21 protein-coding genes and 1 pseudogene are annotated in these 18,941 nt (G+C 61.8%); 5 read left to right on the top strand and 17 right to left on the bottom strand.

Going from position 1 to position 18,941, the window contains the following annotated elements; all coding sequences use genetic code 11:
• Window positions 1-11: 11 nt before the first annotated feature.
• Both AC1D3C_RS03160 and AC1D3C_RS03155 read left to right on the top strand, forming a co-directional pair.
• Window positions 12-929, top strand: coding sequence for a LysR substrate-binding domain-containing protein (locus AC1D3C_RS03160; RefSeq protein ID WP_477481841.1), 918 nt, complete (start codon window positions 12-14; stop codon window positions 927-929).
• A 27-nt stretch (window positions 930-956) separates the two neighbouring features.
• Window positions 957-1,166 (top strand): annotated as a pseudogene (locus AC1D3C_RS03155) (IS3 family transposase); the annotation flags it as partial.
• Here AC1D3C_RS03155 and AC1D3C_RS03150 read toward each other — a convergent pair.
• From AC1D3C_RS03150 to AC1D3C_RS03110, 9 genes are all read right to left on the bottom strand, one after another.
• A complete protein-coding gene (locus AC1D3C_RS03150) occupies window positions 1,152-2,183 on the bottom strand; it encodes an L-idonate 5-dehydrogenase (protein ID WP_477481840.1) in 1,032 nt (343 codons plus the stop codon). The pseudogene AC1D3C_RS03155 and the gene AC1D3C_RS03150 sit on opposite strands and share 15 nt — an antisense overlap.
• A gap of 10 nt (window positions 2,184-2,193) precedes the next feature.
• Window positions 2,194-3,141 (bottom strand): 2-hydroxyacid dehydrogenase, encoded by a 948-nt coding sequence (locus AC1D3C_RS03145; RefSeq protein WP_477481839.1) that lies wholly within the window; start codon window positions 3,139-3,141, stop codon window positions 2,194-2,196.
• Between the two features lie 190 nt (window positions 3,142-3,331).
• Window positions 3,332-4,099, bottom strand: a complete 768-nt coding sequence (locus AC1D3C_RS03140; RefSeq protein WP_477481838.1) for an SDR family oxidoreductase — start codon at window positions 4,097-4,099, stop codon at window positions 3,332-3,334.
• Window positions 4,100-4,153: 54 nt separating this feature from the next.
• A complete protein-coding gene (locus AC1D3C_RS03135) occupies window positions 4,154-4,828 on the bottom strand; it encodes a 4-carboxy-4-hydroxy-2-oxoadipate aldolase/oxaloacetate decarboxylase (protein WP_247031451.1) in 675 nt (224 codons plus the stop codon).
• Window positions 4,829-4,926: 98 nt separating this feature from the next.
• Window positions 4,927-5,763, bottom strand: coding sequence for an ABC transporter substrate-binding protein (locus AC1D3C_RS03130; RefSeq protein WP_040124270.1), 837 nt, complete (start codon window positions 5,761-5,763; stop codon window positions 4,927-4,929).
• Window positions 5,764-5,795: 32 nt separating this feature from the next.
• Window positions 5,796-6,563 carry an amino acid ABC transporter ATP-binding protein gene (locus tag AC1D3C_RS03125; RefSeq protein WP_040124268.1) on the bottom strand — a complete coding sequence of 256 codons (768 nt, stop codon included), beginning with the start codon at window positions 6,561-6,563 and terminating at the stop codon, window positions 5,796-5,798.
• Window positions 6,560-7,321 carry an amino acid ABC transporter permease gene (locus AC1D3C_RS03120; protein ID WP_477481837.1) on the bottom strand — a complete coding sequence of 254 codons (762 nt, stop codon included), beginning with the start codon at window positions 7,319-7,321 and terminating at the stop codon, window positions 6,560-6,562. The genes AC1D3C_RS03125 and AC1D3C_RS03120 overlap by 4 nt, the downstream gene beginning before the upstream one ends.
• Window positions 7,318-8,025: an amino acid ABC transporter permease gene (locus tag AC1D3C_RS03115; protein ID WP_247135760.1), complete on the bottom strand. Its 708-nt coding sequence runs from the start codon at window positions 8,023-8,025 to the stop codon at window positions 7,318-7,320. The genes AC1D3C_RS03120 and AC1D3C_RS03115 overlap by 4 nt, the downstream gene beginning before the upstream one ends.
• On the bottom strand, window positions 8,022-8,801 hold the full coding sequence (locus AC1D3C_RS03110) for an SDR family oxidoreductase (protein WP_477481836.1): 780 nt from the start codon (window positions 8,799-8,801) through the stop codon (window positions 8,022-8,024). The genes AC1D3C_RS03115 and AC1D3C_RS03110 overlap by 4 nt, the downstream gene beginning before the upstream one ends.
• Window positions 8,802-9,033: 232 nt before the next feature.
• On the opposite strand from AC1D3C_RS03110, the gene nac reads away from it, so the two are divergent.
• Window positions 9,034-9,939: a nitrogen assimilation transcriptional regulator NAC gene (nac, locus tag AC1D3C_RS03105; protein WP_040124260.1), complete on the top strand. Its 906-nt coding sequence runs from the start codon at window positions 9,034-9,036 to the stop codon at window positions 9,937-9,939.
• Window positions 9,940-9,975: 36 nt separating this feature from the next.
• Here the strand turns inward: nac and AC1D3C_RS03100 are convergent, their stop codons facing one another.
• The 7 genes from AC1D3C_RS03100 to AC1D3C_RS03070 are packed head-to-tail and all read right to left on the bottom strand — an operon-like array spanning window position 9,976 to window position 15,974.
• Window positions 9,976-11,181 (bottom strand): pyridoxal phosphate-dependent aminotransferase, encoded by a 1,206-nt coding sequence (locus AC1D3C_RS03100; protein ID WP_477481835.1) that lies wholly within the window; start codon window positions 11,179-11,181, stop codon window positions 9,976-9,978.
• A gap of 47 nt (window positions 11,182-11,228) precedes the next feature.
• A complete protein-coding gene (locus AC1D3C_RS03095) occupies window positions 11,229-11,996 on the bottom strand; it encodes a 5-oxoprolinase subunit PxpA (protein WP_477481834.1) in 768 nt (255 codons plus the stop codon).
• 28 nt (window positions 11,997-12,024) lie between these two features.
• Window positions 12,025-13,020, bottom strand: a complete 996-nt coding sequence (locus AC1D3C_RS03090) for a 5-oxoprolinase subunit C family protein (protein WP_477481833.1) — start codon at window positions 13,018-13,020, stop codon at window positions 12,025-12,027.
• Entirely contained in the window at window positions 13,017-13,724 is a 708-nt protein-coding gene (pxpB, locus tag AC1D3C_RS03085) for a 5-oxoprolinase subunit PxpB (protein WP_477481832.1), read from the bottom strand. Before pxpB ends, AC1D3C_RS03090 begins: the two co-directional genes overlap by 4 nt.
• Window positions 13,721-14,143 (bottom strand): acetyl-CoA carboxylase, encoded by a 423-nt coding sequence (locus AC1D3C_RS03080; protein ID WP_477481831.1) that lies wholly within the window; start codon window positions 14,141-14,143, stop codon window positions 13,721-13,723. Before AC1D3C_RS03080 ends, pxpB begins: the two co-directional genes overlap by 4 nt.
• On the bottom strand, window positions 14,140-15,531 hold the full coding sequence (gene accC / locus AC1D3C_RS03075; protein WP_477481830.1) for an acetyl-CoA carboxylase biotin carboxylase subunit: 1,392 nt from the start codon (window positions 15,529-15,531) through the stop codon (window positions 14,140-14,142). The genes AC1D3C_RS03080 and accC overlap by 4 nt, the downstream gene beginning before the upstream one ends.
• Window positions 15,531-15,974, bottom strand: a complete 444-nt coding sequence (locus AC1D3C_RS03070) for an acetyl-CoA carboxylase biotin carboxyl carrier protein (RefSeq protein ID WP_477481998.1) — start codon at window positions 15,972-15,974, stop codon at window positions 15,531-15,533. Before AC1D3C_RS03070 ends, accC begins: the two co-directional genes overlap by 1 nt.
• A gap of 360 nt (window positions 15,975-16,334) precedes the next feature.
• Between AC1D3C_RS03070 and AC1D3C_RS03065 the strand changes: the two genes are divergently transcribed.
• Entirely contained in the window at window positions 16,335-16,556 is a 222-nt protein-coding gene (locus AC1D3C_RS03065) for a hypothetical protein (RefSeq protein WP_247135753.1), read from the top strand.
• Between the two features lie 106 nt (window positions 16,557-16,662).
• On the opposite strand, the gene pdxR is transcribed toward AC1D3C_RS03065, so the two are convergent.
• Complete coding sequence (gene pdxR / locus AC1D3C_RS03060) at window positions 16,663-18,171, bottom strand: MocR-like pyridoxine biosynthesis transcription factor PdxR (RefSeq protein WP_477481829.1); 1,509 nt, start codon at window positions 18,169-18,171, stop codon at window positions 16,663-16,665.
• A gap of 128 nt (window positions 18,172-18,299) precedes the next feature.
• Between pdxR and AC1D3C_RS03055 the strand changes: the two genes are divergently transcribed.
• Window positions 18,300-18,938: a LysE family translocator gene (locus AC1D3C_RS03055; RefSeq protein ID WP_477481828.1), complete on the top strand. Its 639-nt coding sequence runs from the start codon at window positions 18,300-18,302 to the stop codon at window positions 18,936-18,938.
• The last annotated feature ends 3 nt before the right edge of the window (window positions 18,939-18,941 follow it).

Raw genomic sequence — 18,941 nt, 5'->3', positions numbered from 1 at the left:
AAGTTGAGGTTATGAAGAACGTCACACTGAAACAGCTCCGTTATTTTGAAGCCCTGGCGCGGGACGGCCGCTTCCGCCGCGCCGCCGATGCCTGCGCGATTTCCCAGCCGGCTTTGTCGATGCAGATCAAGGAACTCGAACAGGAATTGGGCGGCGATCTCTTCGAGCGGAATGCGCGCGAAGTGAAACTGACCGCCTTCGGTCAGACATTTGCGCTGCGGGTTCGCGATATCCTGCGGGCGGTGGACGAACTGGCGGATCTCGCCCGCGCGTCGCGCGATCCGTTCCTGGCGCGCCTGCGCATCGGCATCATCCCGACGATCGCGCCCTATCTGCTGCCGGCGATCATCAACGACCTGAACAGGACGTTCGACGGGATCGAATTGCAGGTGCGCGAGACGCAGACGGCAAAACTGGTTCAGGAACTGGCGCAGGGCGAGCTGGATCTGGCAATCGTCGCCCTGCCCGTATCGGAACCGTTCCTGACCGAGCTCAAACTGTTCGACGAGGAGTTCGTGCTGGTCCGGCGACGTGAGGACGAGGACAAGCCCGTCCCCGAACGCGAGGCGTTGCGCGAAATGCGCCTGCTTCTGCTGGAGGAAGGCCACTGTTTTCGCGACCAAGCCTTATCGTTCTGCAAGATTGGATCGACCCGCGCCCGGGAAGTGATGGAAGGCAGCTCTTTGTCCACCCTGGTCCAGATGGTCAGCGCCGGCATCGGCATCACCCTGATCCCGGAAATGGCGGTGCCTTTGGAAACGCGCTCGGCGCAGGTTTCGATCTCCCGCTTCCAGACGCCCCGGCCGGCCCGCACCATCGGAATGATCTGGCGCCATTCGACGCCTCTCGTCACCCAACTCCTGCAGATTTCCGAGGTAGTGCGCCGCTCAGCCGATACGGTGCGCGAACAGTATGCGATGCGACGTTGAGACGTCGATCTGCCAGCGAAGCTGCGCCGCCTCTCCAACCAGCGGCGGCGTTTTGTCGGCACGTCGGCACCGATCCTGGTCGAGACGAAGGCCAATTCCCGCCGGTCGCTCGATTTCGTCCACGACCAGTTCGCCTGCGGCAGACGGTTCCGGGTCCTCAATGTCGTTGACGACGTGAGGCGCGAATGCCTTGCTCATGGTTTCGTTGCTGACTACGCATTGTCAAAACGCGAGTTGGACCTTCATCGATCGCGTCCGGTCACCGGCCGCCTCGAATGCCTTGACGGCATCTTCGAGGGGATAGGTTCCGGTGAGCAGTGGCTTCAGATCAACGCGCCGCTTGCCGATGAGGTCAACGGCAAGCCCGAATTCCTCGTGGAAGCGGAAAGTGCCCTTCATCTCGATCTCCTTGGCCACCACCATGTTCTGCGGGATCGACACGTCGCCGCCGAGCCCGAGCTGGACGAGGATGCCGCGCGGCTTCAACACCTCCAGCCCCGAACGCAATGCGCTCTGATTGCCAGACGCCTCGAACTGGACGTCGAAGTATCCCTTATTGGCAGCGTAGGCGGATAGGAGCTCCGGATCGCGGGCGACGTTGATGACCCGGTCGGCACCAACCTGGAGCGCCGTTTCGAGTACGGGGTTCATTACGTCGGTGGCTATGATCTCACGGGCTCCATGGGCGCGTGCCGCGATGATCGCCAGCGCACCGATCGGACCGCAGCCTGTGACGAGAACCCGCTTGTCGGCGAGCCCGCCTGCGCGGACGACGGCGTGGAGCGCCACAGCGAAAGGTTCGGCCATCGCGGCTTCGTGGATGGAGACGCCATCGGCGACCTTGTGGCATTGCCACTGTTCGGCAACCAGCCGCTGGCGGAACGCGCCCTGGATATGCGGCATCGGCATGGCGGAGCCGTAGAAGCGCATGTTCAGGCAATGGTTCTGCTGCCCCTTCAGGCAATAGTCGCAGGCATTGCAGGGCCGGCTCGGCGACACCGCCACCCGGTCTCCGACGACGAGGCTGGAGACGCCTTCTCCCAGCGCCTTGATCGTACCCGCAACTTCGTGGCCGAGGATCATCGGCTCGCGGACACGCACTGTGCCGAAGCCGCCATGATTGTAGTAATGCAGGTCGGAACCGCAGATGCCGCCCGCCTCGATGGCGACCTCCACCTGTCCTTGCCCGAGCGCCTCGACCTCCCGTTCCTCTATACGCAGATCCTTGGCGGCATGAATGACGACGGCTTTCATGGGCTTGTCCTCAGAGAACGGGGGTTGGCAGGGCGGCACCGGCAAAGTGGGCGGCGAGATTGTCGCGCACCAACTTGCCCATCGCCTTGCGGGTTTCGATCGTGCCGGACGCATGATGCGGCTGGACGAGAACATTGGAGAGTTTCAGGAAACGCGGGTTCAGTTTCGGCTCGCCTTCGAACACATCGAGTGCCGCAGATCCGAGCGCTCCGCTTTCGAGTGCGCCGAGCAGCGCTTCCTCGTCGATATTGGAGGCCCGCGAGATGTTGATCAGCATGCCTTCCGGGCCAAGCGCCGCGATCACGCTCTTCGAAACGATATGACGCGTGGCAGCCGACGCGGCGAGAGTGACGAACAGGAAGTCCGAGTGCCGGGCAAGTTCGACCGGATCGGCGATGAAAGTCATCCCGTCGGAATAGGGCTTTTCCGATACGTCGCTATAGGCAATGTCCATGTCGAAGCCCTTGAGGCGCTTGGCGACCTCGAAGCCGATGCGACCGAGGCCGAGAACTCCGGCCTTGCGGCCCCAGACCCGGCGCTTCAGCGGATAGAGACCCTTTGCCCCCCAGCTTCCGTCCCGGACCCAGGCCTCGGCGCCGATCATGCCGCGCGACTGGACGAGCATCATCGCCACGCCGAGATCGGCCACGTCATTGGTCAGCACGTCCGGCGTATTGGTCACGCGGATGCCGCGAGCGCGGGCAGCATCCAGATTGACCGCATCGTAACCGACGCCGTAGACGGAGATGACTTCGAGCTTCGGCAATGCGGCGATAAGATCGGCGGAAGCACCAAGCTCGCCGCGCGTGGCGATGGCGCGGATACCGGCGGCATGTTCACTCATGAAGGCATCACGATCGGACGCCTCGTACAGCTTGCGCACGTTGTACTGCGCCTCCAGTTCGACGAGATCCCATTCCGGATATGGGCCGATCAGAAGAATGTCGGGCTTGCTCATGGTTCCTCCAGGTTTCAGTTCGAGCGCCTCTGGCGGGCCGCCAGCAGCGTCATTGCCATCGAGACGATGGATTCAAGCGACTGGTTGATGTCGACGGTCACGACGTCGGGCTCTGCGGTCGGAAGATCGAGCGTCGCACTTGCCGCAGCCGGACACGCCCATCACGACGATCGGCCCGAAGCCTCCTGCTTCAGAGGCTGGTGGTGATGCCGCCGTCGACATAGAGCGTGTGTCCGTTGACGAAGGAGGAGGCCCTGCTTGACAGGAAAACGGCCGCACCGACCAGTTCTTCGACATCGCCCCATCGGCCCGCAGGGGTCCGCTTCTCCAGCCAGGATGAGAACTCCTGGCTGTCGACCAGTGCCTGGTTCAACGGCGTCTTGAAGTAACCCGGCGCGAGCGCATTGATCTGCAGGCCGTGCTTGGCCCAGTCGGTGCACATGCCGCGCGTCAGGTTCTTCACCGCCCCTTTCGTCGCCGTATAGGGCGCGATGCCCGGGCGCGCGAGTTCGCTCTGCACCGAGGCGATGTTGATGATCTTGCCACGACCGCGGCCGATCATGTGCTTGGCCACCGCCTGGCCAACGTAGAAGACACTGGAGATATTGGTCTTCAGCAATTGCTCCCAGCGATCGATGGGGAAATCTTCGAGCGGGCTGCGGAACTGCATCCCGGCATTATTGACGAGGATGTCGATCGCACCGATTTCGGCCTCGATCGTATCGACCCCGCGCTTCACCGCTTCGGCGTCCGTAACGTCGAAGTCAGAGGCCGAAACCGTCGCACCAGTTTCCTTGAGCTGTCCTGCAGCGGTCTCGAGCCTGGCCCTGTCACGACCGTTCAGAACGATGGAAGCTCCGTGTTCCGCAAGGCCCCTGGCAAGCGCAAGTCCGATACCCTGCGACGATCCCGTTACCAGGGCTCGCAAACCGGTCAGATCGAACAGGGAATAGCTCATCGGATACCTCGTTCCTTGAACAGGAAAAATTGCTGCGACATCTGGAGCGCCTACTCAGATATCGACGACAAGTCCCTTGGCTTTCAACACCGGTTCCAGCTTACTGACCTCGATGACCGACTTTCCCTGTTTGTAGGCTTCGATATAGCCGGCTTCCGCATCTTCGCGGGCCTGCGACAGACGCGCTACCTCCTGCGCCTCGGCGCGGCGCACGACAACGAGGCCATCGGCATCGCCGACGATGATATCGCCCGGATTGATGATCTCTCCGCCGACGATAACCGGATCGTTGACGGCGGCGATGGTTTCCTTGACGGTGCCCTTGATGCAGACGCTGAGCGAAAAGACCGGGAAGCCAAGCTCCCGCAGTTGCAACGTGTCACGGACGCCGGTATCCGTCACCAGGCCGCCAATGCCCTTTGCAAGGCAGGCATTGGCAAGAACATCGCCGAATGAGCCGGCCTCTTCAAACTCGCCCGCAGACACGACGATGATATCGCCCGGTTTGGCGTAGTTGATGGCAAGCTGCAACATGATGTTGTCGCGCGGCGCACATTTGACAGTAAAGGCCGGGCCGCACAGCTTCATGCGATAGTCGACCGGCTTGAGGCGCGAGGAAAGCGCCCCCCTGCGCCCCTGCGCTTCATGGATCGTGGCCGGCGAGAATTTGGCGACCGCCTCGATGTCGGCCTTGCTTGGCCGTTCTGCGATGTCTTTGATATGGATCATGGAAACCTCGTATGGCAAGACCGGCGACGGGCACGTCCCGCCGCCTGCAGCCTTCGTTGATTTGCGATTGAGTTCAGGCAGAGCCGAGCGGGAGGCGATTACGGGATTGGGTCGAACTTCAGTTCGGAAAGCGGCACCACCTTGTCGGTGCGGGTCATCTTGTATTCGGTGTCCTGGCCAAGCCACTTGTCCCAGATCTTGTTGAGATCGCCGGACGTGTCGAGCTTGCGCAGGATTTCGTTGACCTTGGCGGTCAGGGCGGGATTGTCCTTGGCCATGCCGATACCGATTGGCTGGAAGAGCATCGGCTCGTCGATCATCCGCATCGGCTTGCCCTTTGTCTTGGATTCGTTCACCAGCTTGGTCGTGGTCATGGTGTTGGCGACCATGCCGCGTGCCTTGCCCTGCTGGACGGCGAGATAGGCGGAGCCGGTGTCCTGGAAGGTCAGCGGATCGGACTTGTTGAGCTTGATCGACATTTCCGATGTCGAACCCTTGGTGGAGGCGACGCGCTGGCCCTCGTAATCGGACTTCTTCTTGCCGGCATCGTCGACTGGAACGATCAGCATTTCCTTGGCGAGATAATAGGGATCGCTGAACTGGATCTGCTCGGCGCGGCCCTGGGTATAGGCAAGATTGGCAACCGTGATGTCGACGCGGCCAAGCTTGACTTCCGGCACGCGGGCTTCGACCGAAACCGGCTTCACTTCAGCCTTGACGCCGAGTTCCTTGGCGATGGCATTGCAGAGATCGACGTCGAACCCGACCATCTCGCGCGTCTTCACATCCGGAGCGGCGAATGGCGGAACGTCGGCGAACGTAGCGCAGCGCAACGTCTTGCTGGCCAGGATCGTATCGAGTTGGTCCGCGACCGCCGGCGAAGCGGCACCGGCCGCTGCCAATGCGATGGTTAGTGTCAGGCATTTCCAGTTCATTGCTGTTCTCCTTGTTATGATGTCTTGATTGGTCAATGGCGCAGATCGGACAGGAACCGCTGGGCTCGGGGATGACGAGGGTTCTGGAAGAAATCCGTGGGCGGCGCCATTTCAAGGATCTCGCCCGCATCGATGAACCAGATGCGGTCTGCGACATCGCGGGCAAAGCCCATCTCGTGGGTGACGCAGAGCATGGTCATACCGTCGGCAGCCAGGCTCTTCATGACACTCAGCACCTCGCCCACCATTTCCGGGTCGAGCGCGCTGGTCGGCTCGTCGAACAGCATGACCGGTGGTTCCATGGCAAGTGCCCGGGCAATCGCCACGCGCTGCTGCTGCCCGCCGGATAGCTGGCCTGGATAGGAATTCGCCTTGTCGGCAAGCCCGACACGATCGAGTAGCTTGATGGCTTTCTCGCGAGCGACGTCCGCAGAAACGCCCTTCACCCGGATCGGCGACATGGAGACGTTCTCGACCGCCGAGAGATGCGGAAACAGATTGAAGCTCTGAAACACAAACCCGATCCTGCTGCGCAGCCGGTTCAGTTCGCGTCCGCGCATCGGGGCATGAATATTCTGGCCCTCGAAGTTGATCGATCCGCTGTTGATTTCCTCCAGCCGGTTGACGGTGCGGATCAGCGTGGACTTGCCGGAACCGGATGGTCCGCAGATCACGACGACTTCGCCGCGGCCGACCTCGGCGTTGATGTTGCGCAGGACCGGATAATCGCCGTAGCTCTTGCAGACATCCGAAAGGCGGATGGCCTGGCCATCCTGCAGCGGGGAAACTGGCATCGTCATGGCTGCTCCACAAGTGTTTTGAGGGGGACGGCCTCGGTGGCCAGGCGAGCGTTGCGGCGCGGACCTGCGCGGCGGCGTGCAATGCGCCGCTCGAGGCTGTTGGCCACATAGGTCAGGCTCCAGCAGAGCACGTAGTAGACGGTAGCCAGGATGATGAAGACCTGGAAGGGCTGGGTGAACAGCTGGTTGTTCACCTGGCTTGCCGCGAAGGTCAGGTCCGGCACGTTGATCACGTAACCGAGCGTCGTGTCCTTGATCGTCGAGACGAATGTCGAGATCATGCTCGGGATCATGTTGTAGAGCGCCTGCGGCAGGATCACGAAGCGCATTGCGCTGAGATGGCTGTGGCCGAGCGCCCTTGCCGCATCCATCTGCCCCTGGCCCAGCGAGACGATGCCAGCCCGCACCACTTCGCTCAGGAACGCCCCCTCGTAGACGACCAGCGTTACGAGCATGATCAGGAAGCTTGGTACGTCGGCACCGGTCCAGAGCGGAACCAGGAAATAGCACCACAGAATGAGCATCAGCAGCGGCACGCCCCGGGTGACGTAGACGAGGCCGGTCACCGGCCATCTCAACGCCCGCCATTTTGAAAGGCGTGCCAGGGCGAGCAGAATGCTGACCGGAAAGGCAAGCAGGATCGCCAGCAGGGAGAGGATGATCGTATTGGCAAGCCCGCCTAGCGGTCCGTTGGGATACTGCCCGATCAGCAAGAGGAGCCAATAGTCATGGATGATGGTGATGATGTCCTGGATCATATGCGCGCTCTCCGAGCCGGATCAGCGCGCATCGACAGATAAGCACCGGCCCCCATGATGATGAGCGAGAAGAACAGGTAGAGGACCGTGCCGACCAGGTAGATTTCGAAAGTGCGGAAGCTGAGGTTTTCAATCTCCTTGACCGCGTGCGTCAGTTCCGAAGCGCCGACGACGATCGCCAGGCTGCTGTTCTTGAACAGGGAAACGCTGTGATTGATCAGCGGCGGCAAGGCATTGCGCACGCCCTGGGGCATGACCACGAAGCGCAGGGCCGAGATATAGCCGTGACCGAGGGCCTTGGCGGCTTCCATCTGGCCCGGGCTGACGGAGCGCAAGCCGGACCGCAGGTCTTCGCTGAAATAGGCTGCCTGGCACAGTCCAAGGCCGATAATGGCGAAGATCGCCTCCGCATTGTGATCCGTCAGCCAATTCGCCAGGCCCTGCGGCAGCAGCGTGAATATCCCGAAATACCACAGCATCAGCTGCACCAGGGTCGGCACGTTGCGATGGTAGGAGATGTAGGCCTTGACGATGGGCTCGCCGATCCTGACCGGCGACATGCGGAACGCCAGCAGCAGGATCGCAAGCGTCATCGCCAGCAGCCACGAACCGACATAGATGGCGAAGGTCGTCTCGATGCCGTGCAGCAGCATCGCGCGATAGTCGGAATTGGTCAGGATCGCGGATAGATCAAAGCCGGTCACCGCTTCGCGCCTTCAGCTTCGTAGACGGCTGCGGAGGTTTCGGGCCTGGCAGTCTGCAGCCCGCCCATCACCTGCAATGTCGGGGTGATTTCTATATGGCCGATATTGACGGCAACCGGTGCGGCGATCGCAAAGGCGATCGCGTCGGCGATGTCGGATGCCTGCGGCAGCTCGAACCCGTCGATGAAACGTTCGCGTACGCTCGGATCGTTGCCGTGCACGTGGTTGAAAATATCCGTCGCGACACGCCCCGGGCAGATTTCCGTCACGCGGACGCGTTTGCCGAATGCGTCGATCCTGAGCTGATTGGACAGCATGGCGACGCCGGACTTGACCGCATGATAGATGGAATTGCCGCCGAAATTGTAGTTGCCGGCGATCGAGGAAATGTTGACGACATGGCCGCGGTCACGCTCGACCATGCCGGGAACGATCAGGCGGCAGATATGCAGGACCGCGCGCAGATTGACGTCGACCAGCAGATCGATGTCTTCGGCATCCGCCTGCAGAAACTTCTTCGGCCGGTCGACGCCGGCATTGTTGATCAGAATGTCGAACTGGACGCTGCCGGCAAGTTCAGCGATCGCGGCACGGTCGGTGACGTCGATGACATGCGCGATACAGCCCGTACGCTCGGCGAGTTCATTGAGGGCATCAGCACTACGAGCGATCGCATGCACTTCGATATTCTCGGCGCGGAGACGCTCGACGACGGCAGCGCCGATGCCGGACGATGCGCCGGTGACCAGTGCGGTCCTGTAATCGGAGAATGACATTCTGATCCCCTTGTTGTTGGCGTGGACAGTATCGAAGCTTTAACGGCTTGCCTAAGACCGATTATTTCTGGAGTAATAAGCAAGTTTTATGGAGCTTGCCGGATGGCAAGCGCCCAGCCCCAAGGCCTTGAATTCCTTATGCGGAGTAGGCGGCCATCCTTCAGAGCCGCATTGCCAAAGGCGGGCATGTCTGCAAAACATAGGCCTGCGGAACAGAGCATCACCCGACCCCATGGATATTAGGCGCCTCAAATCCTTCATCGTCATTGTCGACAGCGGCAGTATCACCCGCGCCGCCGATATCCTTCACCTCGCACAGCCGGCGCTCAGCCAGCAGCTTGCGGCGCTCGAGGAGCATTTCGGCCAGAAACTGCTGATCCGCAGCCAGCAGGGCGTCAGTATGACCGATGCGGGACATGCGGTGTACAGGCACGCGCAGATCATCCTGCGGCAGATGGAGCAGGCGCAGGCTGATGCCGCAGCCGCCGGCAATTCACTGGCGGGCAGGGTCTCGGTGGGCCTCGTGCCGTTCAGCAGTGCCGCGACGCTCTCGGTCGATCTCTTGGCGGAAACGCGCAAGCGGCATCCGGGCATTCTGCTTCACCTGACCGAAAGCGTCGGCCAGACCTATAGCCAGATGATCATGAACGGGCGGCTGGAAATGGCGCTGATCCATGGTATCGGGCCGATCAAGGGCGTTCGCTTCGAACCGATCCTGAGCGAGGAATTTTATCTCGTCGCGCATCGCAACTTCGCGATCGAGGCGGATTCGAAACCCGTGCCGCTCGGCGCCCTGGATGGAATGCCGATGCTGCTGCCACCGGCCTATAATTTCGTGCGCCGCGCCATCGATACCGCTTTCACCCGCAGCAGGATCAATCTCAAGGTCGTGGCGGAAGTGGAAATCGTGCGCACCCTCGCCCGCGCGGTCGGAAATGGGCTCGGGGCGACGATCATGCCGAAGGCCATTGCCGATCGCATCGTTTCCGAGTCGAGCGAACCGCTCGTCTGCCGGGTCGTATCGCCCCGGATAGAGGAAACGCTTTCGCTCTGCACGTCCGACCAGAACTCGTTGTCGGAACCGGCATTTGCCGTCCGGGACATTCTTGTCGAACTGACCGAGCGGTTGAAACTCTGAGCAAGCTATTTCCGAGCCGGAAGTCGGCACTTCATCTCAGTGCATCGATTTGCAGAACTCGGCAATGCGCGCGCAACCCTCGTTCAGCATCTCCATGCTGGTCGCATAGGAAATGCGGAAATGCGGGCTCATGCCATAGGCCGCACCCTGGACGGTCGCGACATGGTGTTCCTCTATCAGGCCCATGACGAAATCGACGTCGGTCTCGATCTTCCGCCCGCCCTTCGTGGTCTTGCCGATCAGGCCCGACATGTTGGGGTAGAGGTAGAATGCCCCTTCCGGCTTGTGGCAGCGCAGGCCTTCGATTTCCGAGAGCCTTCCGACGACGAAGTCGCGCCGTTCCCGGTAGATCGCCGCACGCTCCTTAAGCAGATCCTGCGGGCCGTCGAGGGCAGCGATGGCCGCGGCCTGCGTGACCGTCGTGATGCCGCCGGCGTTCTGGGAGTTGACCTTGCTGATCGCCGCGACCAGTTCCTTCGAACCGCTGGCGCAGAAGCCTAGCCGCCAGCCGGTCATGGCATAGGCTTTCGAGACGCCGTTCATCGTCAGGACGCGGTCGTAGAGCCTGGGTTCGACCTCGGCGATGGTGCAGAATTCGAAATCGTCATAGACCAGATGCTCATAGATGTCATCGGTCAGGATCCAGACATTCGGGTGCCGCAGCATGACCTGCGCGATCGCCGCCATCTCGGCCCGCGAGCAGGCAGCGCCCGTGGGGTTGTTCGGGAAATTCAGGATGAGCCATTTGGTGCGTGGCGTGATCGCCGCGTCCAGATCCTCCGGGCGCAGTTTGAACCCGGTCTGCTCGAAGCAGGGAACCGCGACGGGTGTTCCACCGGCGAAATGGACGATATCCGCGTAGCTCACCCAGGAAGGGGTCGGAATGACCACCTCGTCGCCCGGATTCAGGGTCGCGAGCATGGCGTTGAAAATGGTCTGCTTGCCGCCAGCCGACGCAACGATCTGGCTGGCGTCATAGACGAGATTGTTGTCCCGCTTGAACTTCCTGGCGATCGCGGCCTTCAGCTCCGACGTACCATCGATCGGCGGATATTTCGTATCGCCACCCAGTCCTGCAACGTGAGCGGCCTCGATCGCGTGGGCCGGTGTGGGGAAATCCGGTTCCCCGGAGGAAAGGCTGACGACCTTGATGCCCTTGGAGGCCAGTTCCCGGGCGCGCTGGGTCATGGCGGCGGACGCCGGTATGGAAACGTTCTTCAGGCGGTCGGCGATGGACGGCATTGACTTGGTCTCTCGGTGAAACGGAAATTTTGATGGCAGGCATCCGGTCAGGACGCGAGTTCGGCCGCAGGCGCGAGCGTCGCGCCGGAAGCTTCGATTTCGCTGCGGACGATCCGGGCAAGCTCAAGCGAGCCAGGCGTATCGCTGTGCACGAGAATGGAGCGAGCCGGCATGGCGATGATCGTCCCGTCGATCGCTTCGACGGTCGCATCGGTCAGAAACCGGCGCACCCTTGCACGAACCGCCTCCTCCTCCTTGACCAGCGCACCCGGCAACCCGCGGGCGACGAGCTTGCCGCCGGCGTCATAGGCGCGGTCGGCCAGGAAAAGTGCCAGCGTCTTCAGCCTGGCGCGCTTCGCGGCCCTCTCGATTTCGCTGTCCGGCGTCACGAACACCACGAGGTTCGGATCGACGCTCGAAATGGCATTCATCAGCAGGTCCGCCAGCGCGGTATCCCGATTGGCCATGTTGCCCATGGCCGCGTGAAAGCTGAAATGGCCGACGGTCATATTCTCGGCCTTGGCGATCGCGGTCAGGGCGCCGAGCTGGTACAGCATCTGCTGGCGCAATTCGTCCGGCTGGTAAGGCATTTCGCGCCGGCCGAAACCGGCCCGGTCCGGCAGGCCCGGATGTGCGCCGATACCGACGCCGTTCTGCTTGGCGAGGCGCACCATGCGCGCCATCGTGTCCGGATCCCCGCCGTGAAAACCACAGGCAATATTGGCCGACGATACGACCTGCATCATCGCCTCGTCGTCGCACAGGCGATAGGGGCCGAAGCCTTCGCCCATGTCGGAATTCAGATCAATCTTCATCGCGTCCTCCATCTGATCGCGAATGGCGTCAGGTCATCGCCTTCAAGGCGCGCTTGACCATTTGTGATGTCCGCTCGATGTCCTCGACATATCGGGAGACTATCTGTTCGACCGCGCGGGCCTCGGCATGTGTCGAGCGCATGAACCGCAGCCGGCTGCCGGCACGCGCCTGCCCAAGCCGCCACAGATCGGCTTCGATCACGCCGGCGATCTTCGGATAACCGCCCGCCGTATTGGCGTCGCTCATCTGGATGATGGGCTCCCCGCCCGGCGGTACCTGGACCACGCCGGGCACCACGCCATGCGAGCGCATTTCGACCGTCTTCACCGGCTTGATCGGTGCACCGGAAAGACGGTAGCCCGTGCGGTCGCTGCGCGATGAAATCCTCCAGACCTGGCTCCAGAAAGCCTCGCCGTCATCGGCGAAAAGCTCATGTTCTCCGGCGGGAATGGCGCGGATGAGCAGCGTGCCGTCACCCGCTACGGGGAACGCGTCGCGCAACGCGGTCGCCGGCGCCACCGCGGCGATACCGCCTGCCGGAAGCGGAAGAGGTTGGGGAAGGGCACAGACCTCGATCCGGTCTCCCTTCATGAGCGGCCGGCCGGCATTGCCGCCGAACCCACCACGCAGCGCCGTGCTTCGCGAGCCCATGAGAACGGGAACGTCTATCCCGCCCCCGAGCACGATATAGGCGCGCGCAAGCTTCGGCGGCTGTTTCAGCTCGAGGATCTCCCCGGCCTCGGCCCGATACGCGCACCACGGCAGCAATTCCCGGCCATCGAGCAGCGGCTGACCATCAATGCCCGTGACGGCAAACGCGGTAGGAACCTTGAAACGCAGCTTGAAAGGAAACATCTGTATCTCGATGGCAGCCGCATCCTGCGGGTTGCCGACGAGGATGTTGCCGATCCTGACCGCGAGCGGATCCATGGCGCCGCCGGCGGACACGCCAATATCGCGATAGCCGGGGCGGCCGAGATCCTGCACCGTATTGAAGGGACCGGTTTCGACGATTTCGATCATAGCTCGATCCTGTCCGGCACGAAGCGCACCGTGTCGCCCGGCGCCATGAGGGCCGGCGTGGAAGACGTCGGGTCGAACATCTGCAGATCGGCATAGCCGATGGAATTCCACCCGTTCGGGCCGGTCAGCATCGCGACGCCCGTCTGCATTCCGCCGATCGTCACGCAGCCCTTTTCCATCTTGAGCGACGGAACCGTCTTGCGGGGCATGTAGATACGGGCATCGAGGCCATGCAGGTAACCGAAACCGGGAGCGCTTCCGAGCGCAAAGACCCGATAGGTCGCATCGTGATGGAGGCGCACCACCTCCCGGTCGCTCAGACCGGAAAAGTCACAGACCGCCGCAAGATCAGTCGCATAGGCACCACCGTAGTGGACGGAGATCTCGATCGTCTTGCCGGAGAGATCGAGGCTGGGGACGCTGTCCCAGGCCTCCAGAAGCCGGCCGACGATGAACTCCGGATCCTCGGGCGTTGCCGTGACGATCGCCAGCAGGTTTGTCATGCCCGGTATTACCTCCGCGACATCCGCCCAATCCCTGACCACATGGGATAGCGCCCAGATGAAACGCTGTGCCGGCAGATCGAATTCACCCGCCGCTTCGAGCAGGAAGGAGCGCCCTCCAATGAAGGAAACGCGCGCCCTGCCTTTCGTCGCCGTGACGGGCTGGTGCGAGGACGCAAGGGGCTTTGACGTGACGATCATGGCTGGGGCTCGATTTCAAAGAGGGGATCGCCAAATCCGACCAGTGCGCCGGGCTCCGCCAGCCGCCGCGCCAACAAGCCGGATCGGCCAGCCGGAACGGGAAGCAGCACCGATCCGATGCGGATAAAGCCGACGACATCCTTGTCGGAAACCCTGCGCGGCAGTGTCTCGGTTTCCTCGGAAACCGAAGGATGGATGGCGCAGAAGCATCCCGCAATCGGCGCCTTGACGGTCACCGCTTTGGCCTGGTTCGCCCCGATGCCGCCTGTCAAACGGATGTGCGGCCCCTCGCCCTTCGAGACGACGAGGCGAAGTTGCCCAACCGGACCGGAAATCTCGAGGCCGTCGACGCCGGCCGCCGTCAGCGCTTCCGTCAGCGCAGCGATCATTGCCGGATCACTGAAATCGATCGTGCTCATGCGGCTCTCCGCTGCTTGAGCCATTTCTCCAGGTAGTGGATGTCCGTTTCGCCCCGAGCAAAGGCTTCGTCCTCGAAGAGCGCCCGCAGGAGTTGCAGGTTGGTGGAAATCCCCTCCACCCTCGTACCGGCAAGCGCCTCGCGCATCCTTGCCATTGCCTCGGCCCGCGTCGGAGCGTGCACGATCAGCTTGGCGATGAGGGAATCGTAATAGGGAGAGACCCGATAGCCGGCGTGAATATGGGTGTCCACCCGCACGCCCGGCCCTTCGGGAAGCGCAAGCTCGGTGATGGTTCCTGCCGACGGCAGGAAGCTCTCCGGAGCTTCGGCATTGATGCGGCACTCGAACGAATGGCCGCTGCAGCGGATATCGTCCTGCCGCAACTCGAGTGGAATACCCTGGGCGGCGTTGATCTGCGCATGGACGATATCGATGCCGCTGGTCATTTCCGTGACCGGATGCTCGACCTGAAGGCGCGTGTTCATCTCGATGAAATAGAACTCGCCGTCTTCATAGAGGAACTCGAACGTTCCGACGCCGCGATAGCCGATCTGCCGGCAGGCCGCCACGCAGGCCATTCCCACCGGTCCGATCAGATCGGGCGAGATGCCGGGCGCCGGGGCCTCCTCGACCACCTTCTGGTGGCGCCGCTGCATCGAGCAATCCCGGTGCCCCAGCCAGATGGCATTGCCGTGGACGTCGCACAGGACCTGGATTTCGATATGCCGGGGATGCTGAAGGAATTTCTCCATGTAGAGCGCGGGAGAACCGAAGGCCTGACGCGCTTCCTCGCGGGTCAGCGCGATTGCCTCGTGCAGTGCGCCGGCCTCGGACACGACGCGCATGCCGCGGCCGCCGCCGCCGCCGGCAGCCTTGATGATGACGGGATAACCGATTTCTTGCGCAGTTCGTTCGACGGTCGCAGGCTCGTCGAGCAGCGCCGTCTGGGGACCGGGAACGCAGGGAACGCCCGCAGCGATCATCGCCCGCTTTGCCGATATCTTGTCGCCCATCGTCGAGATCGACGAAGCATCCGGCCCGATGAACACAAGACCGGCCTTTTCGACGGCCTCCGAGAAGGCCGCGCTTTCCGACAGGAAACCGTAGCCGGGATGAATTGCGCCGGCACCGGTCAGCTCTGCCGCGAGGATGATGGCATCTTTGTTCAGATAACTTTTCGCGGCATTCGCCGGGCCGATACACAGAACGCTGTCGGCCGTCTTGCCAAAAGGCGCCTGCCGGTCGGCCTCCGAGCAGATCGTTACGGCTTTCAGACCAAGCTCGCGGCAGGCGCGCTGAATGCGAAGGGCGATCTCTCCCCGGTTGGCAATCAGGACGGTATCGAAGCGGCGATTGGCCGAGGCGGTGTTTTTGGGAAGTTCGCCCATCACGCGATCTCCGCGAGCACGTCGCCGACTTCAACTTCCACACCATCGATCTCGGTCAGCCGCTCAACGCGACCCGCAAGCGGCGCCGCGACCGTATTGAAAACCTTCATGGCCTCGATGATGAAAAGCGTCTGCCCCTCTTCCACGAGATCGCCGATCCTGACGAACGGCTCCTGTCCGGGAGCGGATGCCCGATGCAATATGCCAAAGACCGGTGCCTTCAGCTGAAAAGCCTGTTTTGCCGAGGCCGCAGGCGACGAGCCGGAAACAGGCTTCGCTGCCGCACCTACGGTTTCGTCCGGATCCGAAACCGGAACATCGATTTCCGCATGGCCCGCATTACGGAAGATCCGGACCGTGACGTCCTTTTCCGTGACCGACAACTCGGTCACATTCGATCGTCCGACAAAATCGATCAGCGTCTTTATTTTCGACAGGTCCATCAGTGTGCTCGGCATTTCGGAATGCCGATCGCAATCCACGGAAACCGGATCGGGATCAGCTGGCCATTGCGTAACATGCCGATCGCGAGATGGGGTCAGAAGAAGTTTCAATGACCGTCAACCGGAGGCCTCGCACGCGTCAACGAAACCAGCCGGGTGCGTGCCGAGAGAAGGCGACGTCATTGCCGGGCAATTTGCCCGGCGAGCCTGAAAGGACTTGCAACAGCGGCGCCCGCCGCATCGAAGACCAATACGCCAACGTCTCCGCTCGTTCGCGCACGCGCCTCCGCCTTGACCAGCTCGCCACCAAACCGGGCAAGCGCGGCATAGCGATCATGTGATCACTACGCGGAACTCGTCGTGCCGATCCTCGTCACGGGGCAGGCTCTGATCGACGAAGGTGTCCGTCAGGGTGAGTTTCGGGACGGACCTGCCGCGGTTGCACGCGTCATACTTGCGCCTGCGTTGGCCTTGATTGTCGAAACACTGATCCACGACGGTCGTCTCGATCTTGAAACGCCGAGATATATCGAGGCCCATCTTGATCTTGTCTTGCACGGTCTCGCGGCCGCCAGGACCTGATCAGGCGAAAGGGTGTGTGGTCGATCCGGAAATCGGCCCTCCATCGGAAGACGTCTCTTCTCGAAGTCAGAGAACAGCGGATGCGTTACGTAGCCGCCAGTGGAAACTATGCGACGGTCGAAAACTTTCCGTTGTCGCCCCTCTGTCCGCCCGGAGGCCCCTCTTCGCCGATGAAGCTAAGGTATGCGTGATGCAACTTTTCCACTCCTTTGGAGAGTTGATCGACGGACATCGACGCATAGCCAAAGATATATCCTGCTCGTTCATCGCTCGGCGATGAGAACAGGCGGGCGATGGGATAGATTCCAATGTCGTGGCTTTGGGCAATATCCGCGAAGCGCGCCTCTTGTCGGCAGGAGATGGTGTTGAACCAGACGACCACGTGAAGTCCCGCAGTCGTGCCGACGATCTCGATATGGTCCACAAAAGCGCTGGCCATCGACGCTAAAAATACGGCGCGTCGCTCGGCGTTAAGCCTCCGCATTTTGCGGACATGCCGCTCGTAAGCGCCGGTCTCGATCAGCGCGGCGAGAGCCTCCTGCTCGAACGTGGATGTGTGCCGATCGGCAATCCGCTTGCATTCGATGAAGGCTTCGACGAGTGGATGCGGAAGTATGATGTATCCGAGCCGGAGCGTCGGCGACAGGGTTTTTGAGACCGTTCCGACATAGATGACGCGCCCTCGCCCAGAAAGATAGAGGGGCGGGATGGGGCTGACATCGTACCGATACTCGCTGTCGTAGTCATCCTCGATGACATAAGCGCTCGCCGACATGGACCACTCCATCAAGGCTTGGCGACGCGCAGCAGGTAAAACTCCTCCCAGAGGAAATTGGTGGCTCGGCGTCACATAGGCCACCGCGATGTCGCTGACCTCGGGAAGCCTGTTGGTGTCTATGCCATGAGCGCCACAAGGCACGGCAACGATGTTTCCTCCGACGGCGAGCATGACGTTCTTGGCCATGGCATAGCACGGGTCTTCGACCACGACCCCGTCTCCGGGATTGACGAGGACCCGAGCGCAGAGGTCCAGCGCCTGCTGCGATCCGTTCACAACGATGATCTGGCCGAGATCGCAGCTGATGCCCCTTGAGCGCCAGACATAGCCCTGCAACGCCTCCCGCAAGGATCGGCTTCCGGCTGGATCATCGTATCCCAATCTGTCGCGATGCCTGAGGAAAGCGGTATTCAGCGCTTTTCGCCACGGGGCCTTTGGAAAGTCCTCTGCCGCAATATCGCCGTAGCGGAAATCGAATTTGAGCGGCGGCCTTCCGGCGGTGCTGTTCGGCGGCAGAGCCATCGCTCGAGTTGCATAGGCGGAAAGCCGGCGGGCGAGGATAGCCGAACGGTCGGGCGGAGCCACCTGGCTCACCCGCCCTGCCGAAGCGACACACGCTTTCCGTCCCTGCTGCACCCGGACATACCCCTCCGAAACAAGCTGGTCGAATGCGGCGGTCACCGTCGTCCTCGAAACACCCAGTTCTTCCGCAAGCGAGCGGCTTGAAGGCAGAGCGTCACCGACACCATAGACGCCAGCCTCGATCTGCTTGAGCAGGGAATGATAGATACGGCGCGTCGCTCCAGTCCTGCGAGACCCTTCTGCGTACTGGACCAATGAAAATCTCCAAAACTGGCAGTTTAGTTTGTGCCAATGAACTGCAATAGGTCGCTTGCAGTCAAGACGATCGTCACCGGTAGCAATTGCATCTTTCGATGCTGGATAGATTTAAGGGACTTCAAGGAATGAATTCCGACCTGCATCAGTTGCTCATAGTCTATGCAGCATATGTCATCGCCGCTGGTAGCCCCGGCCCGAGCAACATGCGCATTATGGGCGTGGCCATGGCTCGCGGCAGAGGTGCTGCGCTCGTGCTCGCCTCCGGCGTCGTCAGCGGCTCGATCTTCTGGGGTCTGATGGCCTCGACGGGCATCTCCGCCTTGCTGGCGAGGTATGCCCAAGCCCTGATCGTTCTCCAGATTTTCGGGGGCTTGTATCTGCTGTTCCTCGCCTTCAAGGCCGGACGTTCGGCGCTGACGTCGAACGAGAAGCTGGCGGCACGCATGTCGGCGGATGACGTTGCTCTTTCTCGGGCTGCTCTCTACCGGCGGGGGCTCCTGATGCATTTGGCGAACCCGAAATCCGTGCTGGCATGGATCGCGCTGGTTACGCTGGGCATCGGCCCGAGTTCCTCGTGGGAAAGCATCGCTGCCATATTGGGTGGCTGCGCCGTCTTGAGCGTCGTGATCTTCTGTGGCTACGCCGTTGTCTTCTCCACAGCGCCGATGGTGGCTCTGTACCGCCGCTGCCGCCGTTGGATCGAAAGCCTGCTGTCGCTGTTCTTTGCGTTCGCGGGGCTGCGCATGCTGCTCTCCCGTATTTAGTTT

The organism is Neorhizobium sp. P1_A6, assembly GCF_056406795.1.
Note: the sequence above shows the minus strand (reverse complement) of the source record. Positions and strands in the feature narration are given on the sequence as shown.